This is a genomic window from Polaromonas sp. YR568 (genome assembly GCF_900116715.1).
Classification (GTDB): domain Bacteria; phylum Pseudomonadota; class Gammaproteobacteria; order Burkholderiales; family Burkholderiaceae_C; genus Polaromonas.
Genome location: NZ_FPBM01000002.1, coordinates 190863 through 205606, shown reverse-complemented (window position 1 = coordinate 205606; position 14744 = coordinate 190863). Strand labels below are relative to the sequence as shown.

The following is a 14744-nucleotide window of genomic DNA, read 5'->3' as shown; positions in this document are numbered from 1 at the left end:
GTCCGCTCCAAGGGCGAAGCCGACCCGCTCTATGCACCTGCCTTGCCGATCTGGAAAGTTACCCGTTCCGGCCGGCCCGCAGTGTTGAGTTTTGTGGCGACTTCGGGCGTTTCCGCCAGCAGCACGCCTTTTTTCCACACCTTCAGCCGGTTGGCCCGCAGCCGGATCGCCTCCGCCGGGTCCCGTGCTTGCAGCAGCACAAAACTCGCATCGCAACCGACCTCCAGCCCGTAGCCTTTGAGGTGCATCACCTTGGCGGCATTGGTCGTTACCGCTTCAAAACACTGGCGGATGCCTTTCTGGCTGGTCATCTGGGCGACGTGAAGGCCCATGTGGGCGACTTCCAGCAGGTCGGCCGAGCCCATGCCGTACCAGGGGTCCATCACGCAGTCGTTGCCAAAGGCGACGTTGACGCCTGCGGCCATGAGTTCGGGCACGCGCGTCATGCCGCGGCGTTTGGGATAGGTGTCGTGGCGGCCTTGCAGGGTGATGTTGATAAGGGGGTTGGCGATGACGCTGACGCCGCTCTCGGCAATCAGGGGCAGCAGCTTGCTGACGTAGTAGTTGTCCATGCTGTGCATGGAGGTGCAATGCGAGCCGCTGACGCGGCCTTGCAGGCCCAGGCGCTGGGCTTCAAACGACAACGTTTCGATATGGCGCGAGAGCGGGTCGTCGGACTCGTCGCAGTGCATGTCGACCAGCAGGCCGCGTTCGGCGGCGATTTCGCAGAGCAGCTTGACGCTGGCTGCGCCGTCGGCCATGGTGCGCTCAAAATGGGGTATGCCACCGACCACGTCGACGCCCTTGTCGAGTGCACGTTTGAGGTTGTCTACGCCGTCCTTTGTGCGCAGCACGCCGTCTTGCGGGAAGGCGACCAGTTGCAGGTCGATGTAGGGTGCGACGCGTTTTTTGACTTCAAGCAGCGCGTCGACGGCCAGCAGGCTGGCGTCGCTTGTGTCCACATGGCTGCGAATGGCCAGCAGGCCCCTGGCGACGGCCCAGTCGCAGTAGGTGAGGGCACGTTCAATCAGCGCTTCGGCGGTCAGCAGCGGCTTCAGCTCGCCCCACAGCGCAATGCCTTCAAGCAGCGTGCCGCTTTCATTGACGCGCGGCAGGCCGTAGCTGAGGGTGGCGTCCATGTGGAAGTGGGGGTCAACAAACGGCGGGCTGAGCAGGCAGCCTGCGGCGTCGACCGTTTCACGGGCCTGGGCGCCAGAGATCGGGCCTTCGCTGATCTGGGTGATCTTGCCGTTTTGCACGGCAATGGAAACATTGCTGCGGCCGTCGGGCAGGCTGGCGTGGGTGATGAGGAGGTCAAGCATGGCGGTGGTGTCTGTTGGGTGTCAGCGTGCGCGCTGCGTGCGATAGCGGTATTGGCCGGTGGCTGGGCCGGCCTCGATGGTGACGCGGCGCAGCTTGTCATCATGCCCTGAGGACGCACGCGCCGTGAGCGCAATGCCCTGCGGCGTCGCGCGGCAGGCCAGGCCGCTGAGGGCGATTTCCGAATGGTCGTTGTTCATCTCTGCAATGCCGACGGTGTGCTCGGCGTGCAGGCTGCCGTTGGCGTCGCGGGTCATCCATTGAATATAGAGGAAGGATTGCGCGTACTGGTCGGCGTGCAACACGCGGTAAGTTCCTTGATTGTCTTTGCCCCAGGAGCCGCACATCTGGACCCAGCTCACCGCATCCGGCGTGGTGAAGGCGTCGTAGGGGTAGTCTTTGCCCAGCGCCTGCACATTCAAGCAGCTCAACGCCAGCAATGCCGTGATCAGTGCGCCTCTTAAGGGGGAGGTTGTTTCCATCAGCGCTCGCCTTTTCGGTAAGGTTTCATCAGCGCCTGAGGATACGCCGCCTTGCGCGCCACCAGCACCAGCGCCAGGATGGAGAGGGCGTAGGGCAGCATCAGGTAGATCTGGTAGGGCACGTTCACGATGCCCGAAGTTTGCAGGCGCAATTGCAGCGCGTCAAAAAAGGCAAACAGCAACGCGCCCAGCAGCGCCTTGCCGGGCCGCCAGGAGGCAAACACCACCAGCGCCACGCAGACCCAGCCGCGACCGTTGACCATGTTGAAAAAGAAGGCGTTGAAGGCCGACAGCGTGAGGAAGGACCCCGCCACGCCCATGAGCGCCGAGCCGGCCACGATGGCAGCGGTGCGCGTGGCCGCGACCGAGACGCCCTGGCCTTCGGCGGCCTGGGGGTTTTCGCCGACCATGCGGATCGCCAGGCCTGCCGGCGTGCGGTAGAGCAGCCAGGCGATCAGCGGTACCAGCAGCAGGGCCAGCAAGGTGAGCGGGGTTTGCGCGGCCAGCACGTTCAAACCGGTGCCGTCTAGCCATTGCATGGGCGCGAAGGGTGTGACGGTGGGCGGCGTATCAACTTTGGGAAAGCTCACGCGGTAGCCGTAGTAGCTGAGCGAGGTCGCCAGCAGCGTGATGCCCAGGCCCGCCACATGTTGCGACAGCGCCAGTCCGACGGTGAGAAAGGCATGCAGCAGGCCGAACACCGCGCCGGTGAGCGCCGCCACGCCCACGCCTACCCACAGCGGCGCACCGCCATACACAGCCAGCCAGCCGCTGAAGGCACCGGCGACCATGATGCCTTCGATGCCCAGGTTGAGCACACCGGCGCGCTCGCACAGCAGCACGCCCAGCGTGCCGAGGATGAGCGGCGTGGCGATGCGCAGGACGGCAATCCAGAAGGGGGCGGCGGCGAGGATGTCCAGAAGATCGCTCATGGCTTGCGCCCCCACACCACCCGGTACTGCGTCATCAGCGTGGCCACCAGCACTGAAATGAGTGAAGCCGCCACGATCACATCGGCGATATAAGTGGGCACGCCGACGGCCCGGCTCATGGTGTCGGCCCCGACCGGCACGCCGGCCACGAACACGGCGGCGGCGAGCACGCCCAGAGGGTTGAGCGCCGCCAGCATGGCGATCACGATGCCGGTGTAGCCGTAGCCGGGCGACATGTCGAGTGTGACGTAGCTGGTGCGGCCGGCCACCTCAATGGCACCGGCCAGCCCGGCCAGCGCGCCGGACAGTACCGCCACCAGCACCACGGTGCGGGTTACTGGCACACCGGCAAACGCTGCTGCCCTGGCATTGGCGCCTGTGGCGCGTATGTCAAAGCCGGGCACGGTGTATTTCATCAGTGCCCACAGGGCCACCGCCAGGCCGCAGGCCCAGATCAGGCCGGTGTGGATGCGGGTCTGCGGGATGAGTTTGGCGAGCTCCAGATCGCCTTGCAGCGCCACGCTTTGCGGCCAGCCCATGGCGGTGGGGTCTTTCATGGGGCCGTCGAGCATGGCCGAGACAAACAGCAGCATGATGAAGTTGAGCAGCAGCGTGGTCACGACTTCGTCGACGCCCAGCCGCGCCTTCAGCAGCGCGGGCCCCAGCAGCAGCAGGGCACCGGCGACGGCTGCGGCCAGCATCATCAATACAAAAAGCAGCCAGATGGGCAACTCAAACCCGGTGCCGCCGTGCAGGCCGCCCACGGCCACGGCGGCCAGCGCGCCGGCATACAGCTGGCCTTCGGCACCGATATTGAAAAGACGCGCTTTGAAAGCCACGGTGGCGGCCAGGCCCGTCAGGATGAGCGGTACCGCGCGGGTAAGCGTCTCGCTGAGCGCAAAGACCGAGCCGAAGCCGCCCTTGAACAGCAAGACGTAAGTCTGTCCCAGCGGCGCGCCAGCCCACAGCACCAGCAGCGCGCTGACGAGCAGGGTGAAGGCGATGGCGCCTATGGGGGCCAGCACCAAAGCCCAGCGTGAGGTCTGGGTTCTTTTCTCAAGCCTCATGCGGCTGCTCCCAGCTCGGGTTCGGCGTGCACGCCTGCCATGGCCAGGCCTATGGCTTCCCGTGTCCAGGCTTCGGCGGCCAGGGCCTCCGTCAGTCGGCCCGCGTGCATCACAGCCACGCGGTCGCCAAGCGCCATCACCTCGTCCAAGTCGTCGGAAATCACCAGCACTGCCGCTCCGGCGTCTCGCGCGGCGATCAGTTGCTGCTGCACATAAGCGACGGCGCCTATGTCCAGGCCCCAGGTGGGCTGGTGGGCAATGATGAGTTTGGGCGCCTGTGGTGCGGCGGCTTCGCTGGACGGCGCGACCAGAGCCCGCCCAAGAATGAGCTTTTGCATATTGCCGCCCGAAAGAGACCGCGCTGCCGTGTTCGGCCCGCCGCCGCGTACGTCGAACTCGCGCACGATGCGGCCCGCGTGGGCCTGCGCGGCCTGGCGCTTGACCCAGAACGCTTTGGAAAACGCCGGGCTGCGCAGGCGCTCGGATACCGCGTTTTCCCACACGCTGAGGTCGCCGACCACGCCCACAGCGTGCCGGTCTTCAGGGATGCGGGCGACGCCTTGCGTGACCAGCCAGGCGGGCGAGGCTTTCAGGGGCTGCCCCAGAAAGGTGATCTCGCCCTGGCTGGCCGCGCGCGTGCCGCACAGCAGCTCGGCCAGCGCCAGTTGCCCGTTGCCGGAGACGCCGGCAATTGCAACGATCTCGCCAGCCTTGAGCTCCAGTGAAACACGGTCCAGCTGGCCGCGCTCCGCGCCCGCTGTGCTGACGGCATCCAGCGCGCAGACCGCGTCGCCCGTTGACTGTGCAGGCCGGCGTTGCGTCGCCGTGACGGCGTGGCCGACCATCAACTGCGCCAGTTGGGCCTGGCTGGTGCCGGCGGCGGGCGCCTCGGCCACCAGTTTGCCGCCGCGCAGCACAGCCACGCGGTGGGACACGCGCAGCACTTCACCCAGTTTGTGGCTGATGAAGATGATGGAAAGCCCTTGCGCGACCATCTGGCCCAGGGTTTTGAACAGGTCTTCGCTTTCCTGCGGTGTGAGTACGGCAGTGGGCTCGTCCAGGATCAGGATGCGGGCGCCGCGGTACAGCGCTTTCAAAATCTCCACCCGCTGGCGTTCGCCAACAGAGAGGCTGCCGACTTTGGCATCCGGCGCGACCGGCAGTCCAAAGCGCTGCGCAACATCCAGCAGCTTGGCCCGGGCCGCGCTGCGGCGTGAAAAGAGCTGCCACAGCGGCTCGCTGCCCAGCATCACGTTGTCGAGCACGCTCAGGTTGTCGGCCAGTGTGAAATGCTGGTGCACCATGCCAATGCCGGCAGCCAGCGCCAGGCGCGGATTGCCCGGCGGCAAGGGCTGGCCGAAGATTTCAATCTGCCCTTCGTCGGCGGTGTAGTGGCCAAAGAGGATGGACACCAGGGTGGATTTGCCCGCGCCGTTTTCGCCCAGCAGCGCGAGGACTTCGCCGCTGTGCAGCTCGAGCGAAATTGCGTCGTTGGCGACAAGACTGCCGAAGCGTTTGGTGATGCCGCAGAGGCGCAGGACGGGTGTAGCTGTCACCATATGGCTCCTTCCCCCGCTGGGGGAAGGCTGGGATGGGGGCTGGCGGCGCTGGCGGGTGCGCCGTGCTTGCTCAAAGGTCGCTGGCCCTCACCCCAACCCTCTCCCAGGGGGAGAGGGAGTTGAAATCCCATCAAGGCTTCCATGCCGAAAGGAACGCCAGCAATACTTTCGCCGAGTTGTCCGCCGCGATGTGCATAAAGGTCTCCATCTCATTGGCTTCCTTGCCGCCGCCGGCCAGGTCGCTGAGCGAGCGAAAGGCGATGTAGGGCACGCCATTGCTGTAGGCCACCATGCCCACGGCCGCTGTTTCCATGTCGAGCACATTGGACTGGAAGGTCTTGAAGGTGTATTCGCGGAAGGCCGCGTTGTCGACAAAGGCCTGGCCCGACACGCCATTGCCGCCCACCATGAGTTGCGGCTTGTTCGTCAGGCACACGCCGGCGTTGCAGGCGCCCAGCTCGATATTGCCCAGGCCTCGGGCGACTTCCAGCATTTTGGGGTCGACCTCAAACCAGAACTTGCGTGTCGGCGCCGGGTTGGCGGCAGTGCGCGTTTCGACAGGGCGGGGGTAAAGCATGCCGAAGGGCGGCAGGGTCTGGCCGATCATGCGCTCTGGCACGCTGAATTGGCCGGGTGCGGTTTCGCGCGCCATCAGCACTTCGAGGTATTGCCCCCACTGGGCCGGCACGCTGACATCACCGATGTGCAGGGCCGGGTTGACGCCGCCGGCGATGCCGCTGAACACAATATGCGTGACCTTGAAGCGGTCCAGCGCCATTTGCGTGCTCATGGACGCATTGACCATGCTGATGCCGGACAGAAAGAGCACGACCGGCTTGCCCTGCAGCGTGCCGGTGGTGAAGTCGATACCGTGAATTTGATGCCTGACGGGGGTTTGCAGGCGATTGAGCAAGAGTGTGAGCTCAGGCTCGAAAGCCGACATCACGGCGATGCGGGGTGTTTCGTCCAGCCGCAGCGGCGTGCCGGAGGCCGCCCGGGTGGCGCAGCCGACTAGGCTGAAGGCCAGCAGCCCGGCGCTGAGAAAAGCCGCCAGCCAGGACGGAAAAAAGCGCCGCAGGCAGAACAGAACATGCATACGGCGCCTCCGGCCTCAGTTTTTTGAAGATTACTTGGTCGTGGACTTGGGCTGGCCGTCGTCGACCTTGACGGTGAACTTGCCGTCAAGAATGTCTTTTTCCTTGGCTCTCACCTTGGCCACGATATCGGCGGGGATCTTCTTCTCAAAAGTGCCCAGCGGGGCGAGTTCAGAGCCCTTGTGTTTCATCATCGAATACGGGCCGTAGTCTTCAGCCTTGAACTTGCCTTCTTTGACCAGCTTGATGGCGCGGTCAATGCTGGGCTCCATGTTCCACAGGGCCGACGAGACCACGGTGTCAGGGTATTTGTCTTGCGTGTTGATCACGTTGCCGATGGCGAGCTTGCCTTTTTCCTTGGCGGCGTCGCTCACGCCAAAGCGCTCGGCGTACATCACGTCGGCGCCCTTGTCGATCATGGCAAAGGCTGCCTCTTTGGCTTTGGGCGGGTCAAACCAGCTGTTGATAAAGCTCACGCTGAATTCAACCTTGGGGTTGGTTTCTTTCGCGCCGGCCATAAAGGCGTTCATCAGGCGGTTGACTTCCGGGATGGGGAAGCCGCCGACCATGCCGATCTTGTTGGTCTTGGTCACGCCGCCGGCGATCATGCCGGAGAGGTAGGCGGGCTCCTGGATGTAGTTGTCAAACACCGAGAAGTTGGGCGCCTGCACCTTGCCGGACGAACCCAGGAGGAAAGACACCTTGGGGAAGTCTTTGGCGACCTTGCGGGCAGCCGCCTCGACGGCAAAAGCCTCGCCGACGATCAGCGTGTTGCCGGCCGTGGCGTACTCACGCATCACGCGTTCGTAGTCGGCGTTCGACACGTTCTCGGTGGCTTTGTACTCGATCTCGCCGCGCGCCTCGGCCGCCTTGAGTGCCTTGTGCAGGCGGCTGACCCATTGCTGCTCAAACGGAACGGTGTAGATGGCGGCGACCTTGGTCTTGGCCTGGGCGAGGGCTACGCCGGGCAGGGCGACTGCCACCGCGGTGGCTAGCAGGACGAGTTGTCGGCGCTTGAATATCTGAGGCATGGGACTCTCCGGTTGGGTTGCAGGTGGGTAACGGTATCGGGGTGTCTGGGGTGATGCTATCAATTCAGGAGCTTCTTACGCTCGTCCCTATTGGGCTGGATGCCTATTTCGTGCCGAATATGCGGTCGCCGGCATCGCCGAGGCCCGGCAGAATATAGCCGTGGCTGTTCAATTCGCGGTCGATGGCGGCGGTGTAGATGGGCACGTCGGGGTGCGCGGTTTGCAGCGCCTTGATGCCTTCAGGGCAGGTCAGCAGGCAGACAAACTTGATGGACTTGGGGTTGAGTTCCTTGAGCCGCTCAACCGCCGCGATGGCCGAGTTGCCAGTGGCCAGCATCGGGTCGACCACGACGATGTCGCGCTCTTCCATGTCGTGCGGCATCTTGAAGTAGTACTCCACTGCCGTCAGCGTTTTCGGGTCGCGGTACAGGCCCACATGGCCGACGCGGGCGCCGGGCACCACGCTGAGCATGCCTTCCAGAATGCCGTTGCCGGCGCGCAGGATGGAGACAAACACCAGCTTCTTGCCGTCAATGACTTTGGAGGTGGTGACCTCAAGCGGGGTTTCGATCTCGATGTCCTGCATGGGCATGTCGCGGGTGACCTCATAGGCCATCAGCATGCTGAGCTCGTTGAGCAGGGTGCGAAAGGTGTTGGTGGACGCGTCCTTGCGGCGCATCAGGGTGAGCTTGTGCTGTACCAGCGGGTGGTCGATCAGGTGGACTTTGCCAGGGGCCGCGGCGCTGGAGGTGGTCATGTTGTCAGGTGCCTCTTTTTTTGAAATTTCAGAATACGGTGCCGTCGCTCTGGATGTTCAGGGGCGGCAAACCTTGATGCAATTGCTGTGCCAGTGCGCGCCCTGCCGCCCAGGTGCCGCCTTCGAGCACGCAGGCCAGCGGCATTTGCTCAGCGGTCAATCCTAACTGCTCACGCACCAGCGGCGCGAGCTCGTCGAGCAGGGCGACTGTCAATGCGCGCCACTCCACGATCAGCTCGTCGCCGGCGGCGTGCAGGCGCTCTGCCTGGCTGGGGTCTTTGAGGTGGAGCACGCCGGCGTCGAGGAACAGGCCGCCGTTGCGGTATTCGGGCAGGCCGGTCAGGGCGTCAAGCCCGTGGACCCGCACGCCGGCCCACTCGAAGGGCTCCAGCAGAGAGTAGGTGAGCCACTGCGACAGCTTGTGAAACGGCATCCAGCCCTGGCTGGGGCCGGAGTCTGCATCGCCCGCGGCAGGGTGCTGCCAGCAGTCGCCCAGCGGGATATTGCCCAGCGTGTTTTGCGCCGGCCAGATGGACGACAGGCTGGTGAGCAGGACGGACAGCAGTTCATGCGCCTCGATGGAGCTTTTGCCCGGTTGCGCGAGCGCCTCAAACAGGTGGCCGGGCCGGCCGCGCTGGCCGAACAGCGCGGGCTGGTCTTGCAGCGCCTGGCCCAGGCGGCGCAGCAGCGCGGCCCGGCCCTCCAGCCCGACAAGCGGGTTGTTGGGCGTGACCTGGAAGGCATTGGCGATCTGGTCGGCCGTGATGGCTTTGAGGCCGGCCGCATCGGCCTGCATGGGGTTTTGCGAATCGCTGGAGAAAACCCCGGCGGTAAATGCGTGGAAGCTCGCCACGCCCAGGCCTTCGGAGCGGCTGTATTCGCAGCTCGGGCGCTCGTCCTGGGCGGCTTCAAGATAGCGCCACTCCGGGCCGGCGCCGGCATCCAGCAGCACGCTGACAAGCGCCAGGTCGATCTGCGCGCGAGCGCGCCCGGCCGAGGTGGCGGATGCCAGTGCTTCGTTCAATTGGCCGGGGCGGTCCACACCGCCGGCCTCGAAATGGCGCCAGCGGCTGTGGTACGGAATGCGCAGGTCCGGGTAGCGGGCGCGGGTGATTTCGGCAACCAGCGCTGCGGCGGTGGCCAGCGCGCCGTCGTTGACGGTAAACCAGGCGGATTCGCCGCGGCGGGCGCGCTCAAGCAGGGCGTTGGCGCGGGTGCGTATGGTGGCGGTGGAACGCAACTCGGCCGCAGCGCCTATGCCGCGAATGTTGCCGGCAATGGTGTAGTTGGCGTTGGCGGGCTGGCTGGCAGGGGCTTTGGCTTCAGACATCCAGCCCCCGGCCCTTGGCTTTTTTCAGCTCTTCGGCAGTGGGCACCGCGCCGGGGGTGAAATAGCCCGCCGCCATCTTGGCGTCCATCTCGACCTGGGCGTCGGCGGGAATCATGTGATCCGGGATGTTGATGCGCTGCACCACTTCGATGCCTGCACGGGTAATGGCGTCGTATTTCATATTGCTCATGGAAACAAGTCGGTGAATTTTTCGGATGCCCAGCCAGTTGAGCACATCGGGCATCAACTCCTGAAAGCGCATGTCCTGCACGCCGGCCACGCATTCGGTGCGGTTGAAGTATTGCTCAGCCGTGTCGCCGCCTACCTGGCGTTTGCGGGCGTTGTAGACCAGGAACTTGGTGACTTCGCCCAGCGCCCGGCCCTCTTTGCGGAAGTAAGACACCAGGCCCACGCCGCCGCGCTGCGCGCCCTGGATGCATTCTTCAATCGCATGCGTGAGGTAGGGCCGGCAGGTGCAGATGTCGGAGCCGAAGACGTCCGAACCGTTGCATTCGTCATGCACGCGGGCGGTGAGTTCGATGTCTGGGTTGGCGAGGTCGCGCGGCTTGCCGAAGATATAGGCAGTGAGGCCGCCTATGGGAGGCAGGAACACCTCCAGGTCGCTGCGGGTGACGAGTTCGGGGTACATGCCGCCGGTTTCTTCAAACAGCACGCGGCGCAGGTCGGTCTCGCTGCAGCCGAACCGGCGGGCCACTTCAGGCAGGTACCAGACGGGCTCGACTGCCACCTTGGTGACCATGGCCGCGCCGCCAGCGGTGAGGTATTTGCCGTCGGCCTTCAGGCGGCCGGACTGCAGGGCTTCAATCACTTCGGGCAGGATGACGTGCGCCTGCGTGACGGCAATGGTGGGGCGGATGTCGTAGCCCGCCGCGAGTTCATTGGCAAACACGTCGGCCACCGTGGCGCCCCAGGGGTCCATGGCAACGATGCGGCCGGGCTCGCTCCATTGCGGGTAGGGGCCGATGATGTCGGTCGGTGAGGTGTTGGTGAGGTCGGCCTTGTGCTTGGCCGACAGCGCACCCGAGGCAATGGCAAGCGCGCGGTAGACGCTGTAAGACCCGCTGTGTGTGCCGATGACGTTGCGGTGGCTGCGTTTGGTGGTGGTGCCGACCACCGGCCCGCGCTCGGCCGGGGTGGCCGCGCCCCAGTGAATGGGCAGCGCGCCGTGGCCACCGGCATGGGAGGTCAGCCGGATGTGCTGGGAAGGGGCGGACGAAGAGGTACTGGCGGGCGCTGCGGGTGCAACGGGGTTGGCGGGGGCGGGCGCAGCCAGAGGATCAGAGGACTTGGCGGCTACTTCAGCAGGCATTGCGGATCCTTCAAAAAAACCAATGTAGCGATGCGGGCCGGGCTTGACAAGTCCGCTACCTGTATCAGGTCGCTAATTTAAGACAGGCGGCAACTGGCGTACTTAGCGTTTTTTACCGCCAAAGATGCTGCCCAGCACACCGCGGATGATTTCGCGGCCCACCGCCGAGCCCATGGTGCGCACGGCTGACTTGGCCATGCTTTGCGCCAGGCCGTCATGCTTGCCGCCGCGTGGGCCCGTGGTGCCGAAGAGCACGTCGTTGAGCCCGCCCATGATGCCGCCCGAATCGGTGGTGCCGGCCGCGCCGCCCTGGGGCGCTTTGGCGGCTTCTGTGGCTGCGGCTTCGGCGCGGCCGTTGATCTTTTCGTAGGCGGACTCGCGGTCCACGGTTTTTTCATACACACCCGCCACCAGCGAGCCCTGGATCAGCGCCTGGCGCTGCTGCGGCGTGATCGGGCCGATCTGGCTGCCGGGCGGCAGCACAAAGACGCGCTCGGTGACGCCGGGCCGGCCTTTGGCGTCGAGCAGGCTGACGAGGGCTTCGCCGACGGCCAGTTCGGTGATGGCGGTTTCGATGTCCAGACCTGGCTTTTGCCGCATGGTTTGCGCCGTGGCCTTGACGGCTTTCTGGTCGCGCGGGGTGAAGGCGCGCAGGGCGTGCTGCACGCGGTTGCCCAGCTGCGCCAGCACCGAGTCGGGGATGTCCAGCGGGTTCTGCGTCACGAAGTAGACACCGACGCCCTTGGAGCGCACCAGGCGTACAACCAGCTCGATGCGTTCGACCAGCACCTTGGGCGCTTCGTTGAAAAGCAAATGCGCCTCGTCAAAGAAGAAGACGAGCTTGGGTTTTTCAGGGTCGCCGATTTCGGGCAGTTGCTCGAACAGCTCGGAGAGCATCCACAGCAAAAAGGTGGCGTAAAGGCGCGGCGAGTTCATCAGCTTGTCGGCGGCCAGCACGTTGATCACGCCCTTGCCATCGACCGTTTGCATGAAGTCGCTGATGTTGAGCATGGGCTCGCCAAAGAATTTGTCGCCGCCCTGGCTTTCAACCTGTAGCAGCCCGCGCTGGATGGCGCCCACGCTGGCCGCGCTGACATTGCCGTATTTGGTGGTGAACTCGCTGGCGTTGTCGCCCACGTACTGCAGCATGGCGCGCAGGTCTTTCAGGTCGAGCAGCAGCATGCCGTTGTCGTCGGCGATCTTGAAGACCAGGTTCAGCACGCCGGCCTGGGTTTCATTGAGGTTGAGCATGCGGCCCAGTAGCAGCGGGCCCATGTCGGAGACGGTCGCGCGCACCGGGTGGCCTTGTTCGCCGAAGACGTCCCACAGCGTGGCCGGGCAGGCCAGGGATTCAGGGATGTCGATACCGCGCTCTTTCAGCACACCGGCCATCTTGGCGCCAATGCTGCCGGCCTGGCTGATGCCGGTCAGGTCGCCTTTGACGTCGGCCATGAAGACCGGGACGCCGATTTTGGAGAAATTCTCGGCCAGCGTTTGCAGCGTCACCGTCTTGCCGGTGCCGGTGGCGCCGGTGATCAGGCCATGGCGGTTGGCCAGGCCGGGCAGCAGTTCGCACTGGGTGTCGGCGTTGCGGGCGATGAGCAGGGGGAGGGCGGTGGTTTCGGCCATGGCGGTATGGAATGGGTGAAAAAGTAAAATGCTGGTTGTAGATTAAATCAATTAATCATTGAAAAGCATCGAATAAAGGGTTTCTGTCGTGGCTGGTCATAGTAAATGGGCGAATATTCAACACCGCAAGGGCCGCCAGGACGAAAAACGCCAACGCATCTGGACACGCGTGATGCGCGAAATCATGGTGGCAGCCCGCATGGGCGGCGGCGACCTGGGCACCAACCCGCGGCTGCGGCTGGCAGTGGACAAGGCCAAAGCGGCCAATATGCCCAATGAAAACGTCAAATACGGTATCGCCAAAGCCACCGGCAGCCTGGAAGGCGTGCAATATGAAGAGGTGCGCTACGAAGGCTACGGCATAGGCGGCGCGGCCATCATCATCGACTGCATGACCGACAACAAGGTGCGCACCGTGGCCGAAGTGCGCCACGCGTTCTCAAAGCATGGCGGCAACATGGGCACTGAAGGCTCGGTGGCGTTTCAGTTCAAACACTGCGGCCAGCTGATTTTTGCGCCCGGCGCCAGCGAAGACAAAATCATGGAAGTGGCGCTGGAGTCCGGCGCCGACGACGTGATCACGCATGAGGACGGCGCCATCGAGGTGCTGACGCCCTACACCGGCTTTGAGGCCGTCAAGAACGCACTCGAGGCCGCAGGCCTGAAGCCTGAGGTGGCCGAAGTCACCATGCGCGCCGACAACACCATAGAGCTGACCGGCGACGATGCCCGCAGGATGCAAAAACTGCTCGACATACTGGAAGACCTGGACGATACCCAGGACGTGTTCCACAACGCAGCCCTGTCCGAAGAAGCGTAAGAAGCGCATAAAGAAACAACAATGAAAGCAGCAGCATGAAAGTTCTCGTAGTGGGCGGCGGTGGCCGTGAACACGCCCTGGCGTGGAAACTGGCGCAGTCTCCCAAGGTGCAGGCGGTGTACGTCGCACCCGGCAACGGCGGCACCGCGCTGGATGCCCGGCTGGAAAACATCGCCATCACCGACGTGAAGGCCTTGCGCGAATGGGCGCTGGCCGAAAAAATCGCGTTGACCGTGGTCGGCCCTGAACAACCGCTGGCTGCCGGCATCGTGGATGAATTCCGTGCGCATGGCTTGAGGGTGTTCGGCCCCACCAAGGCGGCGGCGCAGCTGGAAAGCTCCAAGGCCTTTTCCAAGGCCTTTATGAAGCGCCACGGCATTCCCACGGCCGAGTACGAAACCTTCACCGACGCAGCGGCGGCCCATGCCTATGTGGACGAAAAGGGCGCGCCCATCGTCGTCAAGGCCGACGGCCTGGCTGCCGGCAAGGGTGTGGTCGTGGCCATGACGCTGCACGAAGCGCATGAAGCCATCGAGTTCATGCTCGCACCCGATCCGAACTTCAACCCCTTGGGCGTGACGCACAACGAAGGCGGCGCGCGCGTGGTGATTGAGGAGTTTTTGCAAGGCGAAGAAGCCAGCTTTATCGTGATGTGCGACGGCAAGAATGTGGCCGCCATGGCGACCAGCCAGGACCACAAGCGCCTGCTGGACGCCGACCAGGGCCCCAATACCGGCGGCATGGGCGCGTATTCGCCGGCCCCGGTTGTAACGCCCGAGGTGCACGGCCGCGCGATGCGCGAGATCATCCTGCCCACCATCAAAGGCATGGAAAAAGACGGCATTCCCTTTACCGGCTTCTTGTACGCCGGCCTGATGATCGACGCCGAAGGCAAGGCCAAGACGCTTGAATTCAACTGCCGCATGGGCGACCCGGAAACCCAGCCCATCATGATGCGGCTGAAAACCGATTTGTACGACGTGATGATGGCCGCCACCTCGGGCACGCTGGACCAGATCGAGCTGGACTGGGACCGCCGGCCGGCTCTGGGTGTGGTGATGGCTGCCCACGGCTACCCGCTCAACCCCCGCAAGGGCGATGCCATCAAGGGATTGATCAAAGGCAGCGACATGCCAGAAGACGCCATGGTGTTTCACGCCGGCACGCGCAAAGACGGTGACGGGACGGTGACCTCGGGCGGACGCGTGCTGTGCGTGACCGCGCTGGGCGGCACCGTCAAGGCCGCGCAGCAGCGCGCTTATGAAGTCGCGCAGGGCATTGATTTTGACGGCGCCCAGTACCGCAAGGACATCGGCTATCGCGCCCTCAAGCCCTGATCTGGGGATGGGCGCCGGTTTTCCGACTCCGTACCCTGTGCAGTTCAGGGGAAGCC

Annotated in this window: 13 protein-coding genes; 2 read left to right on the top strand and 11 right to left on the bottom strand. The window is 64.4% G+C overall.

Annotated elements, in window-relative coordinates:
- Positions 1-29 precede the first annotated feature (29 nt).
- From BM408_RS05430 to BM408_RS05380, 11 genes are all read right to left on the bottom strand, one after another.
- Positions 30-1322 carry an amidohydrolase family protein gene (locus tag BM408_RS05430; protein ID WP_092127726.1) on the bottom strand — a complete coding sequence of 431 codons (1293 nt, stop codon included), beginning with the start codon at positions 1320-1322 and terminating at the stop codon, positions 30-32.
- Positions 1323-1343: 21 nt separating this feature from the next.
- A complete protein-coding gene (locus BM408_RS05425; RefSeq protein WP_175541698.1) occupies positions 1344-1802 on the bottom strand; it encodes a hypothetical protein in 459 nt (152 codons plus the stop codon).
- Positions 1802-2734, bottom strand: coding sequence for an ABC transporter permease (locus BM408_RS05420; RefSeq protein ID WP_092127722.1), 933 nt, complete (start codon positions 2732-2734; stop codon positions 1802-1804). Before BM408_RS05420 ends, BM408_RS05425 begins: the two co-directional genes overlap by 1 nt.
- Positions 2731-3801, bottom strand: a complete 1071-nt coding sequence (locus tag BM408_RS05415; RefSeq protein WP_092127720.1) for an ABC transporter permease — start codon at positions 3799-3801, stop codon at positions 2731-2733. The genes BM408_RS05420 and BM408_RS05415 overlap by 4 nt, the downstream gene beginning before the upstream one ends.
- Entirely contained in the window at positions 3798-5360 is a 1563-nt protein-coding gene (locus BM408_RS05410) for an ABC transporter ATP-binding protein (RefSeq protein WP_175541697.1), read from the bottom strand. The genes BM408_RS05415 and BM408_RS05410 overlap by 4 nt, the downstream gene beginning before the upstream one ends.
- Before the next feature lie 130 nt (positions 5361-5490).
- Positions 5491-6456 (bottom strand): 5'-methylthioadenosine/S-adenosylhomocysteine nucleosidase, encoded by a 966-nt coding sequence (locus BM408_RS05405; RefSeq protein ID WP_092127718.1) that lies wholly within the window; start codon positions 6454-6456, stop codon positions 5491-5493.
- A gap of 30 nt (positions 6457-6486) precedes the next feature.
- Positions 6487-7485, bottom strand: coding sequence for a BMP family protein (locus BM408_RS05400; protein ID WP_092127716.1), 999 nt, complete (start codon positions 7483-7485; stop codon positions 6487-6489).
- A 103-nt stretch (positions 7486-7588) separates the two neighbouring features.
- The gene (upp, locus tag BM408_RS05395) at positions 7589-8242 is read right to left on the bottom strand and encodes a uracil phosphoribosyltransferase (protein WP_092127714.1); all 654 of its coding nucleotides are present in this window, start codon (positions 8240-8242) and stop codon (positions 7589-7591) included.
- 28 nt (positions 8243-8270) lie between these two features.
- Complete coding sequence (locus tag BM408_RS05390; RefSeq protein ID WP_092127712.1) at positions 8271-9572, bottom strand: URC4/urg3 family protein; 1302 nt, start codon at positions 9570-9572, stop codon at positions 8271-8273.
- Positions 9565-10902: a GTP cyclohydrolase II gene (locus BM408_RS05385; protein ID WP_092127710.1), complete on the bottom strand. Its 1338-nt coding sequence runs from the start codon at positions 10900-10902 to the stop codon at positions 9565-9567. The genes BM408_RS05390 and BM408_RS05385 overlap by 8 nt, the downstream gene beginning before the upstream one ends.
- Before the next feature lie 102 nt (positions 10903-11004).
- A complete protein-coding gene (locus tag BM408_RS05380; protein WP_092127708.1) occupies positions 11005-12531 on the bottom strand; it encodes a helicase HerA-like C-terminal domain-containing protein in 1527 nt (508 codons plus the stop codon).
- A gap of 88 nt (positions 12532-12619) precedes the next feature.
- Here BM408_RS05380 and BM408_RS05375 point away from each other — a divergent pair, with 88 nt between their 5' ends.
- Both BM408_RS05375 and purD read left to right on the top strand, forming a co-directional pair.
- Positions 12620-13351: a YebC/PmpR family DNA-binding transcriptional regulator gene (locus BM408_RS05375; protein ID WP_092127706.1), complete on the top strand. Its 732-nt coding sequence runs from the start codon at positions 12620-12622 to the stop codon at positions 13349-13351.
- Positions 13352-13386: 35 nt separating this feature from the next.
- On the top strand, positions 13387-14688 hold the full coding sequence (gene purD / locus BM408_RS05370; RefSeq protein ID WP_092127704.1) for a phosphoribosylamine--glycine ligase: 1302 nt from the start codon (positions 13387-13389) through the stop codon (positions 14686-14688).
- The last annotated feature ends 56 nt before the right edge of the window (positions 14689-14744 follow it).